Genomic DNA, 17,804 nt, shown 5'->3' on the forward strand with positions numbered 1-17,804 from the left:
GAGGACCTCATGAAGAAGACCCTTGCCGCCACCGTGATGGCTCTTGCCACTGTTGTCTCGCTGTCAGCCTGCGGCGCGTCGCTCCTCGGACGCGATGACGGGGACAAGGCACCGGCGCCCGCAGCTCAGGAAGCCCCGCAAAACAACGGCAAACCGGCGAATGCTGCCCAAGGCATCAAACAGGACGAGGAGCAGAAGGTGCTCAAGGTCCAGCAGGTGCCGGGCCTGACGCCGATCGTGACCAGCGCGACCGGCCGCACCGTGTACAGGTTCGACAACGACTCCGCGAACCCGTCCAAGTCGACCTGTGCCGACGCGTGCCTGAAGTTGTGGGAGCCGGTACTGGCCGGGTCCGGTGTGGTGGTCGACGGTGGCGGCATCGACGAGCGCGAGCTCAGCACGATCGACCGTGCCGAAGGCCAACAGGTCACGTTGAAGGGCTGGCCGCTGTACTACTTCAAGGACGACCTCAGGCTGGGCGAGCTGGCCGGCCAGGGGTTCAAGGGACTCTGGTTCGCCGTCAACCCGCAGGGTGGCAAGGCGAAGTCGACGAAGACCCAGCCCACCGCACCGGTGCAGAAAGATGTGCAGACGCTGACGGTCAACGAGGTCGACGGGTTCATGCCGTTCGTCACCAATCAGGCAGGCCGGACGATCTACCGCTTCGACAACGACTCCCCCAAGCCCTCGCGTACGTCGTGCCTCGGTGCGTGCGCGAAGACGTGGGAGCCGGTGCTGGCCGGCGCGAAGGGCGTGAAGATCCTGAGCACCAGGATCAACCGCGCGTCGGTCGGGACGATCGACCGTCCGGAGGGCAAGCAGGTCACGCTGAACGGCTGGCCGCTGTACTACTTCCACCTGGACAAGAAGCTCGGCCAGACCGCCGGGTACGGCGTGGGGAACGTCTGGTTCGCCATCGCCCCCAACGGCAAGAAGGCCGTCCGCTGCGTCTGAGTCAGAGGGTGAGGGCCAAGCGAGTGGCCTGGTCGATGGCTCGCTTGGCGTCGAGCTCGGCGGCGACGTCGGCACCGCCGATCAGATGGACCGGTCGGCCGGTCGCCCGCAGCGCGTCGGCCAGGTCGCGGACCGGTTCCTGGCCGGCGCAGACCACGATCGTGTCGACGGCGAGGACGCGCGGATTCTCGCGCTGCGGGCCGAAGCTCAGGTGCAGGCCGTCGTCGTCGATGCGCTCGTAGTTGACACCCCGGAGCTGCTCGACCTGCTTGCTCTTCAGCGCGGCGCGATGCACCCACCCGGTGGTCTTCCCCAGGCCGGCACCGATCTTCCCGGCCTTGCGCTGCAGCAGATACACCTTCCGCGGCGAAGGCTCCGGCTGGGGCTTGGTCAGTCCGCCGGGCGTGACGGTCGGATCCGCGACACCCCACTCGGCCTTCCACGCGGCCAGATCGAGCGCGGGCGACGCCGCGGTGGTCAGGAACTCGCTGACATCCACACCGATCCCGCCGGCGCCGATCACCGCGACCGTGGCCCCGACGGGCTTGCGGTCGCGGACGGCTTCGACGTACGACAGGACCTTGGGGTGGTCGATGCCGGGGATCGCCGGGATCCGGGGTACGACGCCGGTCGCGAGCACGATCTCGTCGAAGCCGGCCAGGTCCTCGACGGTCGCGCGGCGGCCGAGGTGCAGTTTCACGCCGGTCAGCTCGAGCCGTCGCCGGTAGTACCGGATCGTCTCGGCGAACTCCTCCTTGCCGGGGATCCGTTGCGCGATCCCGAACTGCCCACCGATCTCCGCGTCGGCTTCGAACAGTTCGACCCGGTGCCCACGCTCGGCCGCCGTCACCGCCGCCGCCAGCCCGGCCGGTCCGGCACCCACCACCGCGATGTCCTTGGTACGACGCGTCGGCAGCAACTGGAGCTCGGTCTCGCGGGCCGCCCGCGGGTTGACCATGCAGCTGGCCTTCCGCTTGGCGAACACGTGATCCAGGCAGGCCTGGTTGCAGGCGATGCACACGTTGATCTCGTCGGCCCGATCGGTCGTTGCCTTGATCACCCAATCCGGATCGGCCAGGAACGGGCGCGCCATGCTGATCAGGTCGGCGTCACCGCGCGCCAGGACCTCCTCGGCGACCTGGGGCAGGTTGATCCGGTTCGAGGTGACCACCGGGATGCTGACGTGCGGCTTGAACGCGGCCGTCACGCTGGTGAACGCCGCGCGCGGCACGGACGTCACGATCGTCGGCACCCGGGCCTCGTGCCAGCCGATGCCGGTGTTGATGATCGACGCGCCGGCCGCCTCGATCTCCTTGCCCAGCGCAACCACGTCGTCCCAGCTCTGGCCGCCTTCGACCAGGTCGGCCATCGAGAGGCGGTAGATGATCAGGAAGCCCGCGCCGACGCGTTCGCGGGTCCGGCGGACGATCTCGACCGCGATCCGGCGGCGGTTCTCCGGGCTGCCGCCCCAGCGGTCGGTGCGCTTGTTGGTGCGCTCGGACAGGAACTGGTTGATGAAGTACCCCTCGGAGCCCATGATCTCGACACCGTCGTACCCGGCCTCACGGGCGAGCGCCGCGCAGTCGACGTACGCCTTGATCTGGCGGCGGACGCCGCGGTCCGTGAGCGCTCGGGGCTTGAAGGGGTTGATCGGGGCCTTGATGGCTGACGCGGAGACGCTGAAGGGGTGGTAGGAGTAGCGGCCGGCGTGCAGGATCTGTAATGCGATCCGGCCGCCCTCGGCGTGGACGGCGTCGGTGAGCAGGCGATGCTTGCGGGCCTGGCGACGGCTGGTGAGTTTGGATCCGAAGGGCGTGAGCCAGCCGGTGCGGTTCGGGGCATAGCCGCCGGTCACCATCAGGCCGACACCGCCGCGCGCCCGCTCCGCGAAGTAGGCCGCCAGCTTGGGCAGATCCTTCAGCCGGTCCTCGAGTCCGGTGTGCATCGAGCCCATGATCACCCGGTTGGGCAGCACGACATGACCGAGGTCCAAGGGCGCGGTGACATGCGGGTAGGCGGTCATCGGTGGTCCTTCCGCAGGGCTTCGATCACTTCGTCACACCACTCCACGAACGACTCCTCGGCCCGGATCCCGCCGCGAAGCACGAGGTACTGATGCAGGTCGCGGTCGTGCAGCTTGGCCGGCTTCGGGAAGTCCCGGCGCTGGATCCCCCGGTACACCTCGAGCCTGGTTGCGTGCTCGGCCCGGTGCCGCTCGACTTCCCGCAGTACGACGCCTGGATCGCCGAGCGAGGCACCCCGGAGCTTCACGCCGAGCCCGTCCCGCAGTACGGCGGGGTCGGCCGGCTCGGCCAGCCACCGGGTGAGCTCGGCCCGGCCGGCCGCGGACACCCGGTAGACCTTCTTGTCCGGGCGGCCCTCCTGGGCGATCTCGGTGTGCGTGACCCAGCCCGCCTCGTCCATCCGGCGCAGCACCCGGTAGATCTGCTGGTGCGTGGCCGGCCAGAAGTAGCCGATCGACCGGTCGAACCGCCGGGCCAACTCGTACCCGGAGCCGGCCCGCTCGCTCAGCGCCACCAGGATCGCGTGCTCCAACGCCATGGCCGACACAGTACCTATGCAACTCGTTTCAGTGCATCAAGGTGCAGTACAGATCACAGCAGCCCACTGGTGGACCGGGGAAGGGAGAAGAAAGAAGAGGAGGGGAAGGGTGCCATCTCACAGTCGGCGGTCGGACTGCTGGTGGGGAGTTTGGGAGAATGGTTGCAGACGCCAGCTATCGCGGAGCGAGGAATCATGGACCAGCAGGCCCACCCGACCAGGACGACACTGCCCGGCATCGGGACCCGGTACGACCTGATCACCGACGGCGGCAAGCACGTCTCGGTGGTGGTGCACAACGACGGCCGGCGCTTCCTCGGCTTCCACGATCCCGACGACGACGACAACTGCAAGGACTCGGTCCCGCTCGATCCCGGTGAGGCGGCCGCGCTGGCCCAGCTGCTGATCCCGGCGCCGCTCGACCCGGTCCGCGGCGAGCTCGAGATCGACCTGGTCACCGAGCACATCCCGATCACCGCCAAGTCGCCGTACTCCGGTCGCACGCTCGGGGACACCCAGGCCCGCAGCCGGACCGGGGCGTCGATCGTCGCGGTGCTGCGGCGGCTCGGCGCGACCCCGTCGCCGACGCCGGACTTCCGGTTCGCGACCGGCGACACGCTCGTCGTGGTCGGCACCCGCGAGGGCGTGGACGCTGTCACCGACCTGATCGCGGGAGGGTGACCGATGCACGAGAACATCACCGCCCTGCTGATCGAGCTCGGCGCGGTCATCCTTGTCCTCGGCATCCTCGGGCGGATCGCCGGCCGGCTCGGCTTCTCCCCCATCCCGCTCTACCTGCTCGCCGGGCTCGCCTTCGGGCACGGCGGATTGTTGCCGTTGGCAGCCAGTGAGGAGTTCGTTGCCACCGGCGCCGAGATCGGCGTGATCCTGCTGCTGTTGCTGCTCGGTCTGGAGTACACCGCGTCGGATCTGGTCGGCACGCTGAAGACGCAGTACGTGTCCGGTGCGGTCGACTTCGTGCTGAACGCCGTACCCGGTGCCGCCGTCGCGCTGCTGCTCGGCTGGGGTCCGGTCGCCGCGGTCGCGCTGGCCGGTGTCACCTGGATCTCGTCGTCGGGCGTGATCGCGAAGGTGGTCGGCGATCTCGGCCGGCTCGGAAACCGGGAGACCCCGGTGGTGCTGGGGATCCTGGTCCTCGAGGATCTGTCGATGGCGGTCTACCTGCCGATCCTGACGGCGTTGCTCGCCGGTGCGGGACTGGCCGGCGGCAGCGTGACGCTGCTGATCTCGCTCGGCACGGTCAGTGTGGTTCTCTTCGTTGCCTTGCGCTACGGACGGGTGATCAGCCGGGCGGTGTCCTCGGACAACCCGGAGATGTTGCTGCTCGTCGTGCTCGGGCTGACGCTGCTCGTGGCCGGGCTCGCGCAGAAGCTGCAGGTGTCGGCGGCGGTCGGCGCGTTCCTGGTCGGGATCGCGTTGTCGGGCGAGGTCGCGCACGGCGCGCGGAACCTGCTCAGCCCGCTCCGGGACCTGTTCGCCGCGGTCTTCTTCGTGTTCTTCGGGTTGAGCACCGACCCGGCCAAGATCCCGCCGGTGCTCGCGATCGCGCTCGGTCTCGCCGTACTCACGGCACTCACGAAGATCGCCACCGGGTGGTACGCCGCCCGCCGGGCCGGCATCAGGTCCGCGGGCCGCTGGCGAGCCGGCGGGACGCTCGTCGCCCGCGGCGAGTTCTCCATCGTGATCGCCGGGCTCGCGGTCGGCGTCGAGCCGAAGCTGGGTCCGCTGGCGACGGCGTACGTACTGATCCTCGTCATCCTCGGCCCCATCGCCGCCCGCTACACCGAACCGCTCGCCCGCCGCCTGACCGCGCGCAAGAGCACACCGACTCCTGAGCGGGTGGAGGAACCAGTGCTGTAGGTCAGCGGGCGCGGCGGTTCGCGGCGGCCTCGACGACCGTCTGCTCGATCCGGCCGACCCGGGTTTCCGGGCGCTTGGCCAGCGTGATCCACTCGAGGATTGTTCTCCGGGCAGACGGCGGGAAGGACTGGAAGTGCTTGTCTGCTGGAGAGTTGGCGGCTAGCGCGGTGGCGAGGTCGGCGGGGACGATCAGGTTCTGGGCGTCGGCGAGGAGGTCCCAGGTGCCGGTGCGGCGGGCGTGGTCGATCAGCTCCTGACCGGGCGCCTCCATCAAGCCCGAGGCGGTCAGGCGCTCGACGCGTTCGCGGTTGACCTTGCTCCAGGTGCTCCGCGGGTTGCGAGGCGTGAAGCACTGGTAGGTGCTGCGGTCGTCCCGCTTCAGCGTCTTGCTGTCGATCCACCCGAAGCACAGCGCATGCTCGACCGCACTCGCGAGGTCCACGCCGGCGTCGCGGTGCACGACCAGCCAGACCGACCGCTCACTCCGCCCGTTCGCCGCCAGCCAGTCCCGCCACTCGACCGCGGATCCACACATCAGGGCCTCGTCATCGTTCATGACCCCAGCATGCGCCGGATAAGTGCTCATCGAGTGAGCACTTTGTTCAGAAGAGGGCGTCGCCGCGTTCGTGGTCGAGGAGGGCCTGTTTGCGTTCGAGGCCGCCGCCGTACCCGGTCAGGCTGCCGGTGGAGCCGACGACGCGGTGGCAGGGAACGATGATGCTGACCGGGTTCTTGCCGTTGGCCAGGCCGACCGCCCGGGACGCGCCCGGCACGAGGCCGAGCGTCCGGGCCAGCTCGCCGTACGTCGTGGTCTCGCCGTACGGGATGTCCTGGAGTGCCGTCCAGACCCGCTGCTGGAACGGCGTCCCGGCCAGGTGCAGCGGTACGTCGAACGCCGTCCGGCCGTGCTCGAAGTACTCGGTCAGTTGCTCGGCGACCGCGGGCAGGACGGAGTCGTCGCGATGGCCGAAGGTCTCCATCGGCGGACGATGCCGGTGCTCGGTCATGTAGAGCCCGGCCAGCTCATCGGCCTCGGTCGCCACCAGCGTGAGCGGGCCGAGTGGGCTGTCCAGCACGGCGTACGTCACCGCGTCGACTCCCACTGCGCACGGTTGATCCGGTAGAGGACGTGCCGCTGCAGCCGGTGGCCGGCCGGCAGGCGGACGTGGTCGAAGTCGCCGCCCTCGTCGTGGGTCATCCCGATCCGCTGCATCACCCGCTGCGACGGCACGTTGGTGGTCGCGGTGAACGAGACGATCTCGTCCAGCCCGGCCGGGCCGAAGCCGTGCTCCAGCGACGCCCGGGCCGCCTCGGTCGCATAACCGTTGCCCCAGGCCCCTTTCATCAGCCGCCAGCCGATCTCGACGGCCGGCATGAAGTGCTCCTCGAAGCTGGGCACCGACAGCCCGGTGAAGCCGATGAACTCACCGGTGTCGCGCACCTCGAGCGCCCACAGACCCCAGCCGCGGCCGTCGATCTCGGGAATGTTCCGGTCGATCAGCGCATCGCTCTGCTCACGCGTCTGCGGTGCCGGGAAGTGCTCCATCACCGCCGGGTCCGCGTTCAGCGCCGCGAACGGCTCCCGGTCGGACTCGCGCCACTGGCGCAGCAGGAGACGGTCGGTGGTCAGCTCGGTCATACTCACTCCGGGATCTTGTTGATCGGATGGTCACCGGTAGCCCACAGGTACTGGACGGCGTACGCACGCCAGGGCCGCCACGCGCGTGCGTGGTCGGTCAACGATTTGGGGGCTTCCGGCAATCCTAGGTCACGCGCGGCGTACCGGACACCCAGATCACTGGCCACGAAGGCATCCGGGTCACCGAGCGCGCGCATCGCGATGGACTCCACCGTCCACGGCCCGATCCCCGGCAGCGCGCTCAGTTGCTCCCGGGCCTTGTCCCAGTCGGCACCGGCTCCCAGGTCGATCTCTCCGGCGGCCAGCGTGGCGATCAACGTCGTCACCGTCGTACGCCGGGACTTCGGAAACGCCAGCGTCTCCGGGTCGAGGCCGGCCAGCGCCTGCATCGTCGGGAACAGGTGCGTCAACCCGCCGGCCGCGTCCTCGATCGGCTCACCGTGCTGCAGGACCAGCCGATGTGCGTGCGTCCGTGCCGCCGCCGTCGACACCTGCTGACCGAGCACAGCCCGGACGGCGAACTCCTCGCCGTCGACCGTGTGCGGCACCCGGCGACCCGGCGCCTTGGCGATCAGCGGTGCGAGCACCGGATCCGTGCTGAGCAGATCGTCGACGGCGACCGGGTCGGCGTCGAGGTCGAGCATCCGGCGGCAGCGGCTGATCGCGATCGCGAGGTCACGCTGGTCGGTCAGCGAGAGCTGGCAGGCGATGTGGTCCGGCATCGGCCGCAACGCGACCACACCATGGCCGTGCGGGAGCCGGAGCGTGCGACGGTAGTGACCGTCGCGCCACTCCTCCACGCCCGGGACGCCGGTGGCGATCAGATGACCGAACAGGTTGTCCGGGGTGAGCGGTGCCCGGAACGGCAGCCGGAGGGAGATCGTGCCGGGCGCGGTGGTCGCCGTACCTCGTCGGGCTCGGCGGCGCAGCTCGGTCGGCGCGAGCGCGAAGACCTCCTGCACGGTCTCGTTGAACGTCCGCACGCTGGAGAACCCGGCGGCGAACGCGACATCGGCCATCTGCAGATCACTGGTCTCGATCAGCAGCCGAGCGGTCTGTGCACGCTGAGCCCGCGCGAGTGCGAGCGGCCCGGCGCCGAGCTCGGCCTGCAGCTGGCGTTGCACCTGGCGAACGCTGTAACCGAGGTGGGTGGCCAGTCCTGGTACGCCGTCGCGGTCGACCACGCCGTCCGCGATCAACCGCATCGCCCGGGCGACCAGGTCGGCGCGGTCGTTCCACTCCGGCGATCCCGGGCTCGCGTCCGGACGGCAGCGCTTGCAGGCGCGGAACCCGGCCTGCTGCGCGGCGGCGGCACTCGGGTAGAACCGCATGTTCTGGACCTTCGGCGGCACCACCGGGCAGCTCGGCCGGCAGTAGATCTTCGTGGTCAGAACCGCGGTGAAGAACCAGCCGTCGAACCGCGCGTCCTTCGACTGGACCGCCCGGATGCATCGCTCCCTGCACTCATACACGTGCTCCAGCATCCCTGCCGCCACCGACAGTCTCTAGCGGTTTTACGACATCGAGGCATCGCGAGAATACGACGCCAGGATCTGCGGTCCGATTTCCGCCAGCTTCGGTCCGCACACCCCGGTGGACTTGACCACATGAACGAACTACTGGACAAGAAGGCACTCGTCACCGGTGGCAGCCGCGGGATCGGGGCGGCCACGGCGATCGCCCTGGCGGAGCGCGGCGCGGATGTCGCGCTCACCTACAACAGCTCCGCGGACGCTGCCGCGCAGGTGGTGAAGGAGATCGAGGCACTCGGCCGGCGAGCGTTCGCCCTCGAGGTCGACGCCGCGGACGCCGTCGCGGTCGCGGACGGCGTACACCGCGCCGCGGATCAGCTCGGCGGGCTCGACGTCCTGGTGAACAACGCCGGCGTCGGCGCGATCGGCCCGATCACCGAGCTCACGCTGACCGACCTCGATCGCGTGCTCGCGGTCAACGTCCGCGGGGTGTACGCCGCCACGCAGGCCGCCGTACCGCTGCTGTCCGACGGCGGGCGGGTGATCCACCTCGGCAGCTGTGCGGCCGGGCGTGTGACCAGCCCGGGGATGACGCTGTACGCGATGAGCAAGGCAGCGGTGGTCGGTCTGAGCAAGGGACTGGCTCGTGAGCTCGGGGCGCGCGGCATCACCTCGAACGTCGTCCAGCCCGGCCCGATCAACACCGACATGAACCCGGCCGACGGCCCGTACGCGGCCGCTCAGATCGGCGATCTCACCCTCGACCGCTTCGGCAAGCCCGCCGAAGTCGCCGCGGCGATCGCCTATCTGGCCGGACCGCACGGCGCCTACGTCACCGGCACGGAGCTGACGATCGACGGCGGCCACACCGCCTGATTGTCGGCGCCCGCCGTTAGCGTCACCGGCATGAAGTTCTCGGTGACGGTCGGGGCAGTGGGCGCGGGACGCGACCCGCGCGGGCTCGCCGAGCTCGCGCGGGCGGTCGAGGACAGCGGTTGGGACGCGCTGTTCCTGGAGGACTATCTCGTCTACCAGGGCGACGCGTCCCGGCCGACGTACGACCCGTGGATCTGCCTGGCGGCGATGGCCGCGGCGACGTCGCGGATCAGAATCGGTACGACGGTCACCCCGCTGCCTCGGCGACGGCCGTGGAAGGTCGCGGCCGAGGCGGTGGCGCTGGATCACCTGTCCGACGGGCGCTTCGTGCTCGGGGTCGGCATCGGTGATCCCGGGGATCCGTTCCTGCCGTCAGAGCCGCCGAAGGTGCTGGCGGAGATGCTCGACGAAGGACTCGAGGTGATCGACCGGCTGTGGACCGGGCAGCCGGTCAGCTTCGCCGGCAAGCACTACCAGCTCGACGGTGTGCAGCTCACCGCGCGGCCGGTGCAGGAGCCGCGGATACCGATCTGGGTGGGCGGGAACATGCTGGTGCCCGCGGTGCGGCGCCGGGTCCTTCGATGGGACGGCTCGTGCGCGTACAAGGGCAGCACCGACGCACCACAGCAGATCACGCCGGACGACGTCCGAAGCCTGCTCGCCGCGCGAGGTGACCTCGACGTCAAGGTCAGTGGCGGCGACCCGGCCGCGTTCGCCGCCGCCGGAGCCACCTGGTGGGGTCGCTGGATTCCCCCACTCCCGGCGGAGGAGACGCTGGCGATCGTCCGGTCGAGGCCGCCGACACTCTGAGCCGTTGACAGTAACGGGGTCGCGGGAGAGACTGCGGATGTTTTTAACGTTCAAAACATCCGTGGGAGGTCGCGTGGCCACGTTGAAGCAGGTCGCCGCCCACGCCGAGGTGTCGGTGCAGACGGTGTCGAACGCGTTGAACGCGCCGCACCGGCTGCGCCCTGACACGCTCGAGCGGGTCAACCGCTCGATCGAACTGTTCAACTACCGGCCCAATCGTAATGCCCGCAGCCTGCGCACCAGCGCGGTCGAACTGATCGGGTACTGCGTCCCCGACTGGCCGAACCAGACCCACCTGGTGATGGACCAGTTCCTGCACGCCCTGTGCGGGGCAGCCGAGCGCACCGCACGCCATATCCTGCTCTTCACCGCGCCGACCGGCGTCGGCGGCATGCCCGTGTACGACGACCTGCACGCGCGCCGCCTGGTCGACGGGTTCGTCCTCGCGCAGACCGAGACCCACGATCCGCGGCACGCGTGGCTCAAGGACCAGAAGATCCCGTTCGTCTCCTTCGGCCGGGTCTGGAAGGAGACCACGCAGCCCGGTCCGTGGGTCGACGTCGACGGTGCGGCCGGATCGGCGCTGGCGGTCCGGCACCTGTACGAGACCGGTCGGCGGCGGATCGCCTTCCTCGGCTGGCCGACGTCGTCCGGTCTCGGCGAGGACCGCCTCGGTGGCTGGCGCGCGCAGTGCAAGGAGCTCGGACTGCCCATCACCGGCCTCTTCGTGCGCTGCCCCGAGGACAGCATCGAGGAGGGCGCGCGGGTCACCGCGGAGTTGCTCGACTCCGGCAAGGCACCGGACGGAATCGTTGCCCTGAGCGACATTCTCGCGCTCGGTGCGCTCCGCGAGCTCAGCCGCCGCGGCCTCACCCCCGGCCGCGACGTCGGCGTGACCGGCTTCGACGACTCACCCCTCGCCGATGTCGTCTCCCCCGGCCTGACCAGCCTGAAGCAACCGATGGACCGGATCGCCGCCGAACTGATCGCGATCCTGACCGACCCGGACGGCCTGACCGACCCGTCCACCGAACGCCTGCTGCAACCCGAACTGGTGATCAGGGGCAGCTCAGCCCCTGGCTGATGCGGTGCGTCCCCCGCGCCGCGAGAAGGAGGAACCGCCATGACTCCCCATCCATCCGCCCGCAGCACCGCCCCACCACGCCGGTCGAGACCGGCACGCCGCACAGTCGGCATCGCATTGCTGGCCACGGCCACCGTTCTGGCCGGGACCGCCTCCGCAACCGCGGGCCCGTCCTCCGCCGGCGCGGCGGCCGGCCCGTCGACCGGCGCTGCCGTCGCATCGGCCCGCCTGGCCGCGGCCGCGCAAGCCGGTGGACCTTCCGAGTTGTCCGAGACCACCCGCCTGGCCGACCGGCGCTCGCTCGTCGTCGGTGATCGCGCCTACGCGATGGGCGACGAGAGCGGCCTCTACCCCGCCTCCGGCTGGCACATCCGCGGCGAGATGGGCGGCTTCTGGACGCAACCGATCAAGCTGCTCGACGGTCTCTGGTTCGGCCTCGACGGCAACTGGCTCGGCAAGGACGTCGCGGCCGCGAAGTACACCAGTGGCCACGGCTACAGCCGGATCGACTACTCCGGTGCCGTCAGCGTCCGCCGTACCGACTTCGTCCCCGACGGCATCCGCGCGACGCTGGTCGGCCTCACGCTCAGCTCGAGGACGGCGAAGACGGTCAAGCTCGACGTGGACGCGCACTCCGAGCTGATGCAGTCGTACCCGTGGGGCTGGACCACACCCGGCGCGGCCGACGCGAACCTTCCGGACACCGGCGCCTACGCGAACGGTGCACTCGGGTTCCGCGAGCAGGGCACTCCGTCGTACCCGAACGCGACCGCTCACGACTACGCCGCGTTCGTCGGATCGTCCCTGCGTCCGACGGCCCACGCACTCGGCCCGAACCACCGCGGCCCGCAGGACCCGGCGGTGATCTGCCCGGCCGACGGTACGACGCCCGCACGCTGTGACGACTCGCTCGTCGGCAAGGGCACCGGTGGGCAACTCTCGTACGACGTCGAGCTCACCCCTGGCAAGTCCACGACGATCTGGTTCGCCGTGGCCGGTTCGGACCAGGGCACGTCGGCCGCGCAACGCGAGTACGGCAAGGCCCTGAGCAACCCGGACAAGTTGCTGAAGGCAAAGACCTCCGAGCGCCGGCAGATCGACAGTCTGTCCGCGGTGGACCTTCCTGGTGATCGTCTGCTGCAGCAGAGCGTCGAGTGGAGCAAGCAGAACCTCGCCGACTCCGTGCAGGAGGCGCACAACCTGAAGATCCGGGACGTCAACGAGGGCAGGGACTACCCGGCTCCGGTCGGCACGGTCGATACCGCACGCTGGTTCGGCGCCGGCTTCCCGGACTACCCGTGGCTGTTCGCGACCGACGGCGAGTACACGGCGTACGCCGCTGTCGCCGCCGGCCAGTTCGACACGGTGAAGCAGCATCTGCGCGCGCTGCGCGATGTCAGCGACATCCTGAACAACCGCAGCGGCAAGGTCGCCCACGAAGTCACGCCGACCGGTGACGTGTACTTCGGCTCCAACCAGAGCGCGGGCAACACCGACGAGACAGTGAAGTTCCCGAGCACCGTCGCGCTGCTGTGGCGGTGGACCGGAGACAACAAGTTCCGCGACGAGATGTACGACTTCAGCGTCCGCAACCTGCAGTACGTCTACCGCGAACTGGACAAGGACAACGACGGCTGGCCCGAGGGCCTCGCGAACGTCGAGCGCGCCGGTATGGGCGTGGAGAAACTCGACAGCACCGTCTACCTCGCCCGCGGGCTGCGCGACCTGGCCGACCTGGCCGCGTCCAAGCACGACACCGCGGTCCAGCAGTGGGCGACCGCCCGCGCGACCGACCTCGAGTCCCGCTTCGAGGCGCAGTGGTGGGTCCCGCAGGCGATGGGGTACGCCGACTCCGTCGACAACCCCGCGGACCCGGCGAACGACAACACGCCGATCTTCCAGCGGCACTGGATCGGTGTCACCCCGATGGAGGCGGTCCTGGTCCGGCCGGGGCAGCCGAACTCGCCGCTGGCCTCCGCGGACCACGCGAAGATCGCCCTGGACCAGCGCGAGACGCCTTGCTACACAGGGGAATTCGGCCTGTTCCACACCGGCACCGGTCCGACCTCGGACCCGGGCGGCAACCCGGGTGCGTCGTGTGACCCGGTGGTGTCGCAGGTGCGGAGCGAGCGCGCCATCTTCGGCCTGAACACGTCGATCATGGCGGTTGCCGAAGGCAACTTCGGTCGGCTGGGCACGAAGCAGCAGCAGGTCTACACCACCGGCAACGCCCGGATCCAGCTCGACCCGACGGTCTGGGAGACGCCCGGCGCGATGCCGGAGATCGCCCCGTCGCCCGACTCGCCGGCGAACATCGGCCGGCCGTTCTACGACCGTTCGATGGCGCTGCAGGCGTGGGGCGCGTACGGCATCCTCTGGCCGGTGATCCACCAGCAGCTCGGCGTCGACCCGGATCTCGGGCACGGCCGGCTCAGCGTGGTTCCGCAGCTGCCGGAGGGCCAGCAGAAGGTGGCCGGAAGCAACATCCGGGCCGGCCACGGCTCGGTCGATGTCTCGGCACGCCTTACAGGTAAGGAATTGCGGACCGACGTCACCGTCAAGGGTGTCGGGGCAACGGTTACGATCGGCGCTGTCCTGCCGACCGGCGCGAAGGTCAAAACTGTGACCGTCGACGGCCGGACGGCGGCGTACAAGCTGGTCACGACGACGCGCGGAGTGGAGGTGCGGGTGCCGGCGCGCGGTGCGTCCTCGGCACTGAAGATCACTCTCGCCTGACGGCGCTGAGCTCGTCCAGTTCAGTACTGACGGCGCTGAGCTGGTCCAGTTCAGTACTGACGGCGCAGAGCTCGTCCGCTGAGCTCGTCCAACTGGATAGTCAGGCCCCGGGGTCGTGGCCGGTACGGCACGGCCCCGGATCGCCGGCCGGCGCACAACCGTTCTGTGCGCCGGCCGGCTTTGCGGTGCCCACTGGTGGTGACCCGGAGGTCTCTCACCCCGGACGCATGGTTATCGATACCTGCTGGTGCCGTTACCGGACACAAGTGTCGCGGAGACGTGAGGCGGGGCCCCTCCGAGTATGAGTCGGAGGGGCCCCGCACTAGCTGAAGGAAGGTGACGTCTCCAGCTTCCCGAACGGGTCCGTAGGGGCCGGCAGACCCCGTCACCGGTCTACCTCGGTGGGGATCCCCACCGCTAGGGTCCTCGGTTTCCGTTCGACCCGCCTCTCCTTTTCAGAAGGAGCGTGTCGACATTTCTACCGCCGCGAGCCAGGGTCGCACAAGCCTTTCCTGCCAACAGTTTCGGCGACTTCGCGACCTCGCGCGCGTCGTCCACAGTGACCGCGCAACCATCCACAGAAAGGGGCCGACTTATACACACCCCCTGTGCATAAGTCGGCCCGGTGAAGAGTTCATCCTTTCGTTGGTTTCAATGCCATCGGTCGCAGAACGACAGAGCCGGCGTACAGACCGAGAGCGCTGACCACGAGAACGGAAGGGACCGCGACGGCCAGTGGTGGCCGGTGATAGCCGAGACTGTTCAACGCGTCGGCGAGCCACTGCGCGACGAGCAGGAACTCGGCCGCCGCTGCCGGGATCACGGACAGCGGCAGCAGCAGCACACCACGCCAGAACCCGAACCGGACGAAGGTGATGCCGAGCAACCATCCGGCCACCTCGTGCGACAGGATCAGCAGGAAGAACTCCGCGAAGATCAGACCCACCTGCGAGGTCTTGGTGAACAGGTGCGGGTTGGCGAACGTCTGCGTCCAGCCCTGCCAGCTGTAGATCAAATGCTCGACTTGGTAGACGAGCACCCACAGCAGCGCGGTGGCCGCCGCGGCGCCGGTGAGGTAGATGCTCGCGGCAACGGACATCATCCGCCGGGTGATGCCCTGGGCGACCAGCAGGGACAGGAACGCCGGGGTGACGGTGATGCCGATCGCCATCGAGAAGTACTTGGGCGACTGGGTGCCGTAATCCCAGGTGCTGTGGTCGATCCCGCCGGTCACGGCCTTCACGCCGATGCCGACGATCAGGAACCCGGCCAGCATCACGAGCCAGTAGCCGACCAGCATGGGCCGCAGCCCGATCACCATCGCGAACACGATCCGCCGTAGTCGTTGCATCGACGTCACGCCGCGCGGCAAGGTCGCCGAAGCGCGTGACTGCCGCACCTGCTCGGTCCTGTTGTCGAGTGCGGTGCTCATGAACGAGCTCCCGTCGTCGGGGCGGTCAGGTGAACGAAGAGCTCCTGCAGGCCGACCGGGCCGACCTCGAGGCCGACCGCCGCTGCCTCGGCGAGCAGCGCGGGGTCGAGATCGCCGAGGACGGTGGTGGACTTGGTTCCACCCAGCCGCTCCTGCGCGAGGACCGTGAGTCCGCGGGTGAACTCGTCCACCGCGGCGGCCGGGCCGACGATCGAGGCACCGCGCCCGCGCAGCGAGTCCACCGGCGACTGGGTGACGAGGCGTCCGTTGTCGAGGATGACGACCTCCTCGAGCATCGTGCTGACCTCGCTGACCAGGTGCGTGGACAGCACGATCGTGCGCGGCACCTCGGTGTAGTCGGCGAGCAGCGCGTCGTAGAAGAGGTTGCGGGACGGGACGTCCATGCCCAGGTAGCTCTCGTCGAAGATCGTCAGCGGCGCCCGGCTGGCGAGGCCGAGCACGACCCCGAGCGCGGACTTCTTCCCACGGGACAGCTTCTGGATCTTCTTGTTCAGCGGGATCTCGAAACGGTCCAGCAGGTCTCCGGCCAGGTCGTCGTCCCAGTACGGGCGCAGGCCCGCGGCGAGACCGATAGCGTGCCGGACCGGCGCCTGCTGGACCAGATCACCGGACTCACGGATCAGGCTGACCCGGCTCGTCACGACCGCGTTCTCGTAGGGCTCCTGCGCCGTACCGAGGTCGCCGCCCTCGATCAGGACCCGACCTTCGTCCGGCCGCCGGAAGCCCGCCAGAACCGCCGCCAGCGTGCTCTTGCCGGATCCGTTCCGGCCGAGCAGTCCGTGGATCTTCCCCGGCGCCAGCCGCAGGTCGAGCCGATCGAGCGCCGGCACCCCCGCGAACCGGACCGACAGCTCCTCGGTCCGCACAGTCAGGGCGGTGTCTGTGAGGGTCGTCATCACGAATCTCCGTAGGTCGTGTCTGGTGATCCCGCGCCGTGCCGAGTGCCGCGCAGTAGGCGCGGGGTCACCAGACACGACCTTCGGTGCGGATGTGCTGGACGATGTCCTTGAGCGGTACGCCGATGGCCTTGGCCTCGCGGATCATCGGGTCGACGACGTCGGCGAAGAACGAGTCGCGGCGGCCGGTGCGGAGCAGGTCGCGGGCGTTCGGGCTGACGAACATGCCGATCCCGCGCTTCTTGTACAGCACGCCCTCGTCGACCAGTTGCGCGAAGCCCTTGGCCGCGGTGGCCGGGTTGATCCGGTAGAACGCGGCGTACTGGTTCGTCGACATCACCTGCTCGTCCTCGGCGAGCGCGCCGGTGACGATGTCGTTCTTGATCTGCTCGGCGATCTGCAGGTAGATCGGACTCCGGTCGTCGAACACCACGCCCCCCTCGCCGGTTCCTTGGTTAGTTACTTGAGTAACGAACCATAGCACCCAGCGGCGTCACCCCGTCTAGCCGCCGGCGGAGTACTGCGCCTGCTGCAGCGACTTCTTCAGCGCGGGCACGGTCGGGCCGACCCGGACCGCGAGCTGCGCCAGGCGGTCCTTGTGACGGCTCCGCTGGTCCTTGCTGACGACCGTGCGCAGGTCCGCCGTGGACGCGAGTACGACGACGGCCGCGTCACGGAGGTCCACCCTCGACACCAGGCGGGACGGCCGGAGCGTCTCCCGCGCGCTCTGCAGGATCTGGCGCCGGACCAGCGGGTGCCGCAGGGTGATGCGGTCGGCGGGGATCAGGCCGAGGATCCGGTGCGGCTCGACCCGGATCAGGTGCGCGCGCTCGAGATCGTCGCGGACCGCGCGGATGATCACCCGCGGCCGGCGATCGATCCAGTGCCGCCACTTGCGCGGACCGACGCCGCGGATGTCCTCGAGGAACCGGGCCAGCACCGGATCGCCCGGCGCGGCGGCCGTCGTCAGCCGGGCCCGTCCGTTGTCATCGGCAAGGTTCCCGGCCAGCTGCAGGTCGGTCAGTGCCGCGGCCCGCAACACCTTCCCGAGCTTCGAGCGAGCCGTCAGCCGGCCGCGCTCCGGATCGTAGGCGAGCAGGAAAAGCCTTGCAGCCAAGGCATCCGGGGCCTTCGCGTGGCCTAGGGCAACAGTCTTGCGGGCCCGGGGCAGGCGGCGCGCCGAGGCGGCGCCCGGCGGCCTCCTGAGCGGAGTCACCACGGTCTTACTCATCGTCTTCCTCCTTGGCCGGACGGCCCGGGCGGCGCATCTTACCGACCCCGGTCGGCAGCCGGCCGGCGTCGGCCAGCGCCCGCCGGAGCAGGAACTCGATCTGGGCGTTGGTGCTGCGCAGGTCGTCGGCCGCCCACCGGGCCAGCGCGTCGTGCACCACGGGATCCAGCCGGAGCAGGACCTTCTTGCGTTCGAGGGCCACGACAGCCG

The 17,804-nt window shown here is 69.6% G+C and carries 18 protein-coding genes; 7 read left to right on the plus strand and 11 right to left on the minus strand.

The window, feature by feature from the left end; translation table 11 throughout:
• Positions 1 to 9 precede the first annotated feature (9 nt).
• Entirely contained in the window at positions 10 to 954 is a 945-nt protein-coding gene (locus tag ACZ6O0_RS21165) for a hypothetical protein (RefSeq protein ID WP_465766657.1), read from the plus strand.
• Position 955: 1 nt separating this feature from the next.
• Here the strand turns inward: ACZ6O0_RS21165 and ACZ6O0_RS21170 are convergent, their stop codons facing one another.
• Both ACZ6O0_RS21170 and ACZ6O0_RS21175 read right to left on the minus strand, forming a co-directional pair.
• Entirely contained in the window at positions 956 to 2,977 is a 2,022-nt protein-coding gene (locus ACZ6O0_RS21170) for an oxidoreductase (protein WP_465766658.1), read from the minus strand.
• Positions 2,974 to 3,516, minus strand: a complete 543-nt coding sequence (locus tag ACZ6O0_RS21175; RefSeq protein WP_465766659.1) for a PadR family transcriptional regulator — start codon at positions 3,514 to 3,516, stop codon at positions 2,974 to 2,976. Before ACZ6O0_RS21175 ends, ACZ6O0_RS21170 begins: the two co-directional genes overlap by 4 nt.
• A gap of 195 nt (positions 3,517 to 3,711) precedes the next feature.
• Here ACZ6O0_RS21175 and ACZ6O0_RS21180 point away from each other — a divergent pair, with 195 nt between their 5' ends.
• Both ACZ6O0_RS21180 and ACZ6O0_RS21185 read left to right on the plus strand, forming a co-directional pair.
• Positions 3,712 to 4,197, plus strand: coding sequence for a cation:proton antiporter regulatory subunit (locus ACZ6O0_RS21180; protein ID WP_465766660.1), 486 nt, complete (start codon positions 3,712 to 3,714; stop codon positions 4,195 to 4,197).
• Between the two features lie 3 nt (positions 4,198 to 4,200).
• On the plus strand, positions 4,201 to 5,397 hold the full coding sequence (locus ACZ6O0_RS21185) for a cation:proton antiporter (RefSeq protein WP_465766661.1): 1,197 nt from the start codon (positions 4,201 to 4,203) through the stop codon (positions 5,395 to 5,397).
• Position 5,398: 1 nt separating this feature from the next.
• Here the strand turns inward: ACZ6O0_RS21185 and ACZ6O0_RS21190 are convergent, their stop codons facing one another.
• The 4 genes from ACZ6O0_RS21190 to ACZ6O0_RS21205 are packed head-to-tail and all read right to left on the minus strand — an operon-like array spanning position 5,399 to position 8,508.
• The gene (locus ACZ6O0_RS21190; protein WP_465766662.1) at positions 5,399 to 5,953 is read right to left on the minus strand and encodes a YdeI/OmpD-associated family protein; all 555 of its coding nucleotides are present in this window, start codon (positions 5,951 to 5,953) and stop codon (positions 5,399 to 5,401) included.
• Positions 5,954 to 5,999: 46 nt separating this feature from the next.
• On the minus strand, positions 6,000 to 6,485 hold the full coding sequence (locus ACZ6O0_RS21195; RefSeq protein WP_465766663.1) for a methylated-DNA--[protein]-cysteine S-methyltransferase: 486 nt from the start codon (positions 6,483 to 6,485) through the stop codon (positions 6,000 to 6,002).
• A complete protein-coding gene (locus ACZ6O0_RS21200) occupies positions 6,482 to 7,036 on the minus strand; it encodes a GNAT family N-acetyltransferase (protein ID WP_465767067.1) in 555 nt (184 codons plus the stop codon). The genes ACZ6O0_RS21195 and ACZ6O0_RS21200 overlap by 4 nt, the downstream gene beginning before the upstream one ends.
• Before the next feature lie 2 nt (positions 7,037 to 7,038).
• Positions 7,039 to 8,508: an AlkA N-terminal domain-containing protein gene (locus ACZ6O0_RS21205; protein WP_465766664.1), complete on the minus strand. Its 1,470-nt coding sequence runs from the start codon at positions 8,506 to 8,508 to the stop codon at positions 7,039 to 7,041.
• Positions 8,509 to 8,643: 135 nt separating this feature from the next.
• On the opposite strand from ACZ6O0_RS21205, the gene ACZ6O0_RS21210 reads away from it, so the two are divergent.
• From ACZ6O0_RS21210 to ACZ6O0_RS21225, 4 genes are all read left to right on the plus strand, one after another.
• Complete coding sequence (locus ACZ6O0_RS21210) at positions 8,644 to 9,384, plus strand: SDR family NAD(P)-dependent oxidoreductase (RefSeq protein ID WP_465766665.1); 741 nt, start codon at positions 8,644 to 8,646, stop codon at positions 9,382 to 9,384.
• Between the two features lie 30 nt (positions 9,385 to 9,414).
• Complete coding sequence (locus ACZ6O0_RS21215) at positions 9,415 to 10,194, plus strand: LLM class flavin-dependent oxidoreductase (RefSeq protein ID WP_465766666.1); 780 nt, start codon at positions 9,415 to 9,417, stop codon at positions 10,192 to 10,194.
• A gap of 73 nt (positions 10,195 to 10,267) precedes the next feature.
• Positions 10,268 to 11,278 carry a LacI family DNA-binding transcriptional regulator gene (locus ACZ6O0_RS21220; protein ID WP_465766667.1) on the plus strand — a complete coding sequence of 337 codons (1,011 nt, stop codon included), beginning with the start codon at positions 10,268 to 10,270 and terminating at the stop codon, positions 11,276 to 11,278.
• Positions 11,279 to 11,317: 39 nt separating this feature from the next.
• Positions 11,318 to 14,014: a glucosidase family protein gene (locus ACZ6O0_RS21225; RefSeq protein WP_465766668.1), complete on the plus strand. Its 2,697-nt coding sequence runs from the start codon at positions 11,318 to 11,320 to the stop codon at positions 14,012 to 14,014.
• A gap of 634 nt (positions 14,015 to 14,648) precedes the next feature.
• Here ACZ6O0_RS21225 and ACZ6O0_RS21230 read toward each other — a convergent pair.
• The 5 genes from ACZ6O0_RS21230 to ACZ6O0_RS21250 form a co-directional block, all read right to left on the minus strand.
• Positions 14,649 to 15,446: a hypothetical protein gene (locus ACZ6O0_RS21230; protein ID WP_465766669.1), complete on the minus strand. Its 798-nt coding sequence runs from the start codon at positions 15,444 to 15,446 to the stop codon at positions 14,649 to 14,651.
• Positions 15,443 to 16,363 (minus strand): ATP-binding cassette domain-containing protein, encoded by a 921-nt coding sequence (locus ACZ6O0_RS21235; RefSeq protein ID WP_465766670.1) that lies wholly within the window; start codon positions 16,361 to 16,363, stop codon positions 15,443 to 15,445. Before ACZ6O0_RS21235 ends, ACZ6O0_RS21230 begins: the two co-directional genes overlap by 4 nt.
• 67 nt (positions 16,364 to 16,430) lie before the next feature.
• A complete protein-coding gene (locus tag ACZ6O0_RS21240; protein ID WP_465766671.1) occupies positions 16,431 to 16,793 on the minus strand; it encodes a GntR family transcriptional regulator in 363 nt (120 codons plus the stop codon).
• A 72-nt stretch (positions 16,794 to 16,865) separates the two neighbouring features.
• On the minus strand, positions 16,866 to 17,594 hold the full coding sequence (locus tag ACZ6O0_RS21245; protein ID WP_465766672.1) for a GOLPH3/VPS74 family protein: 729 nt from the start codon (positions 17,592 to 17,594) through the stop codon (positions 16,866 to 16,868).
• The gene (locus tag ACZ6O0_RS21250) at positions 17,587 to 17,796 is read right to left on the minus strand and encodes a type II toxin-antitoxin system antitoxin (protein WP_465766673.1); all 210 of its coding nucleotides are present in this window, start codon (positions 17,794 to 17,796) and stop codon (positions 17,587 to 17,589) included. Before ACZ6O0_RS21250 ends, ACZ6O0_RS21245 begins: the two co-directional genes overlap by 8 nt.
• Positions 17,797 to 17,804 lie beyond the last annotated feature (8 nt).

It is taken from the genome of Kribbella sp. NPDC048837 (assembly GCF_055586945.1).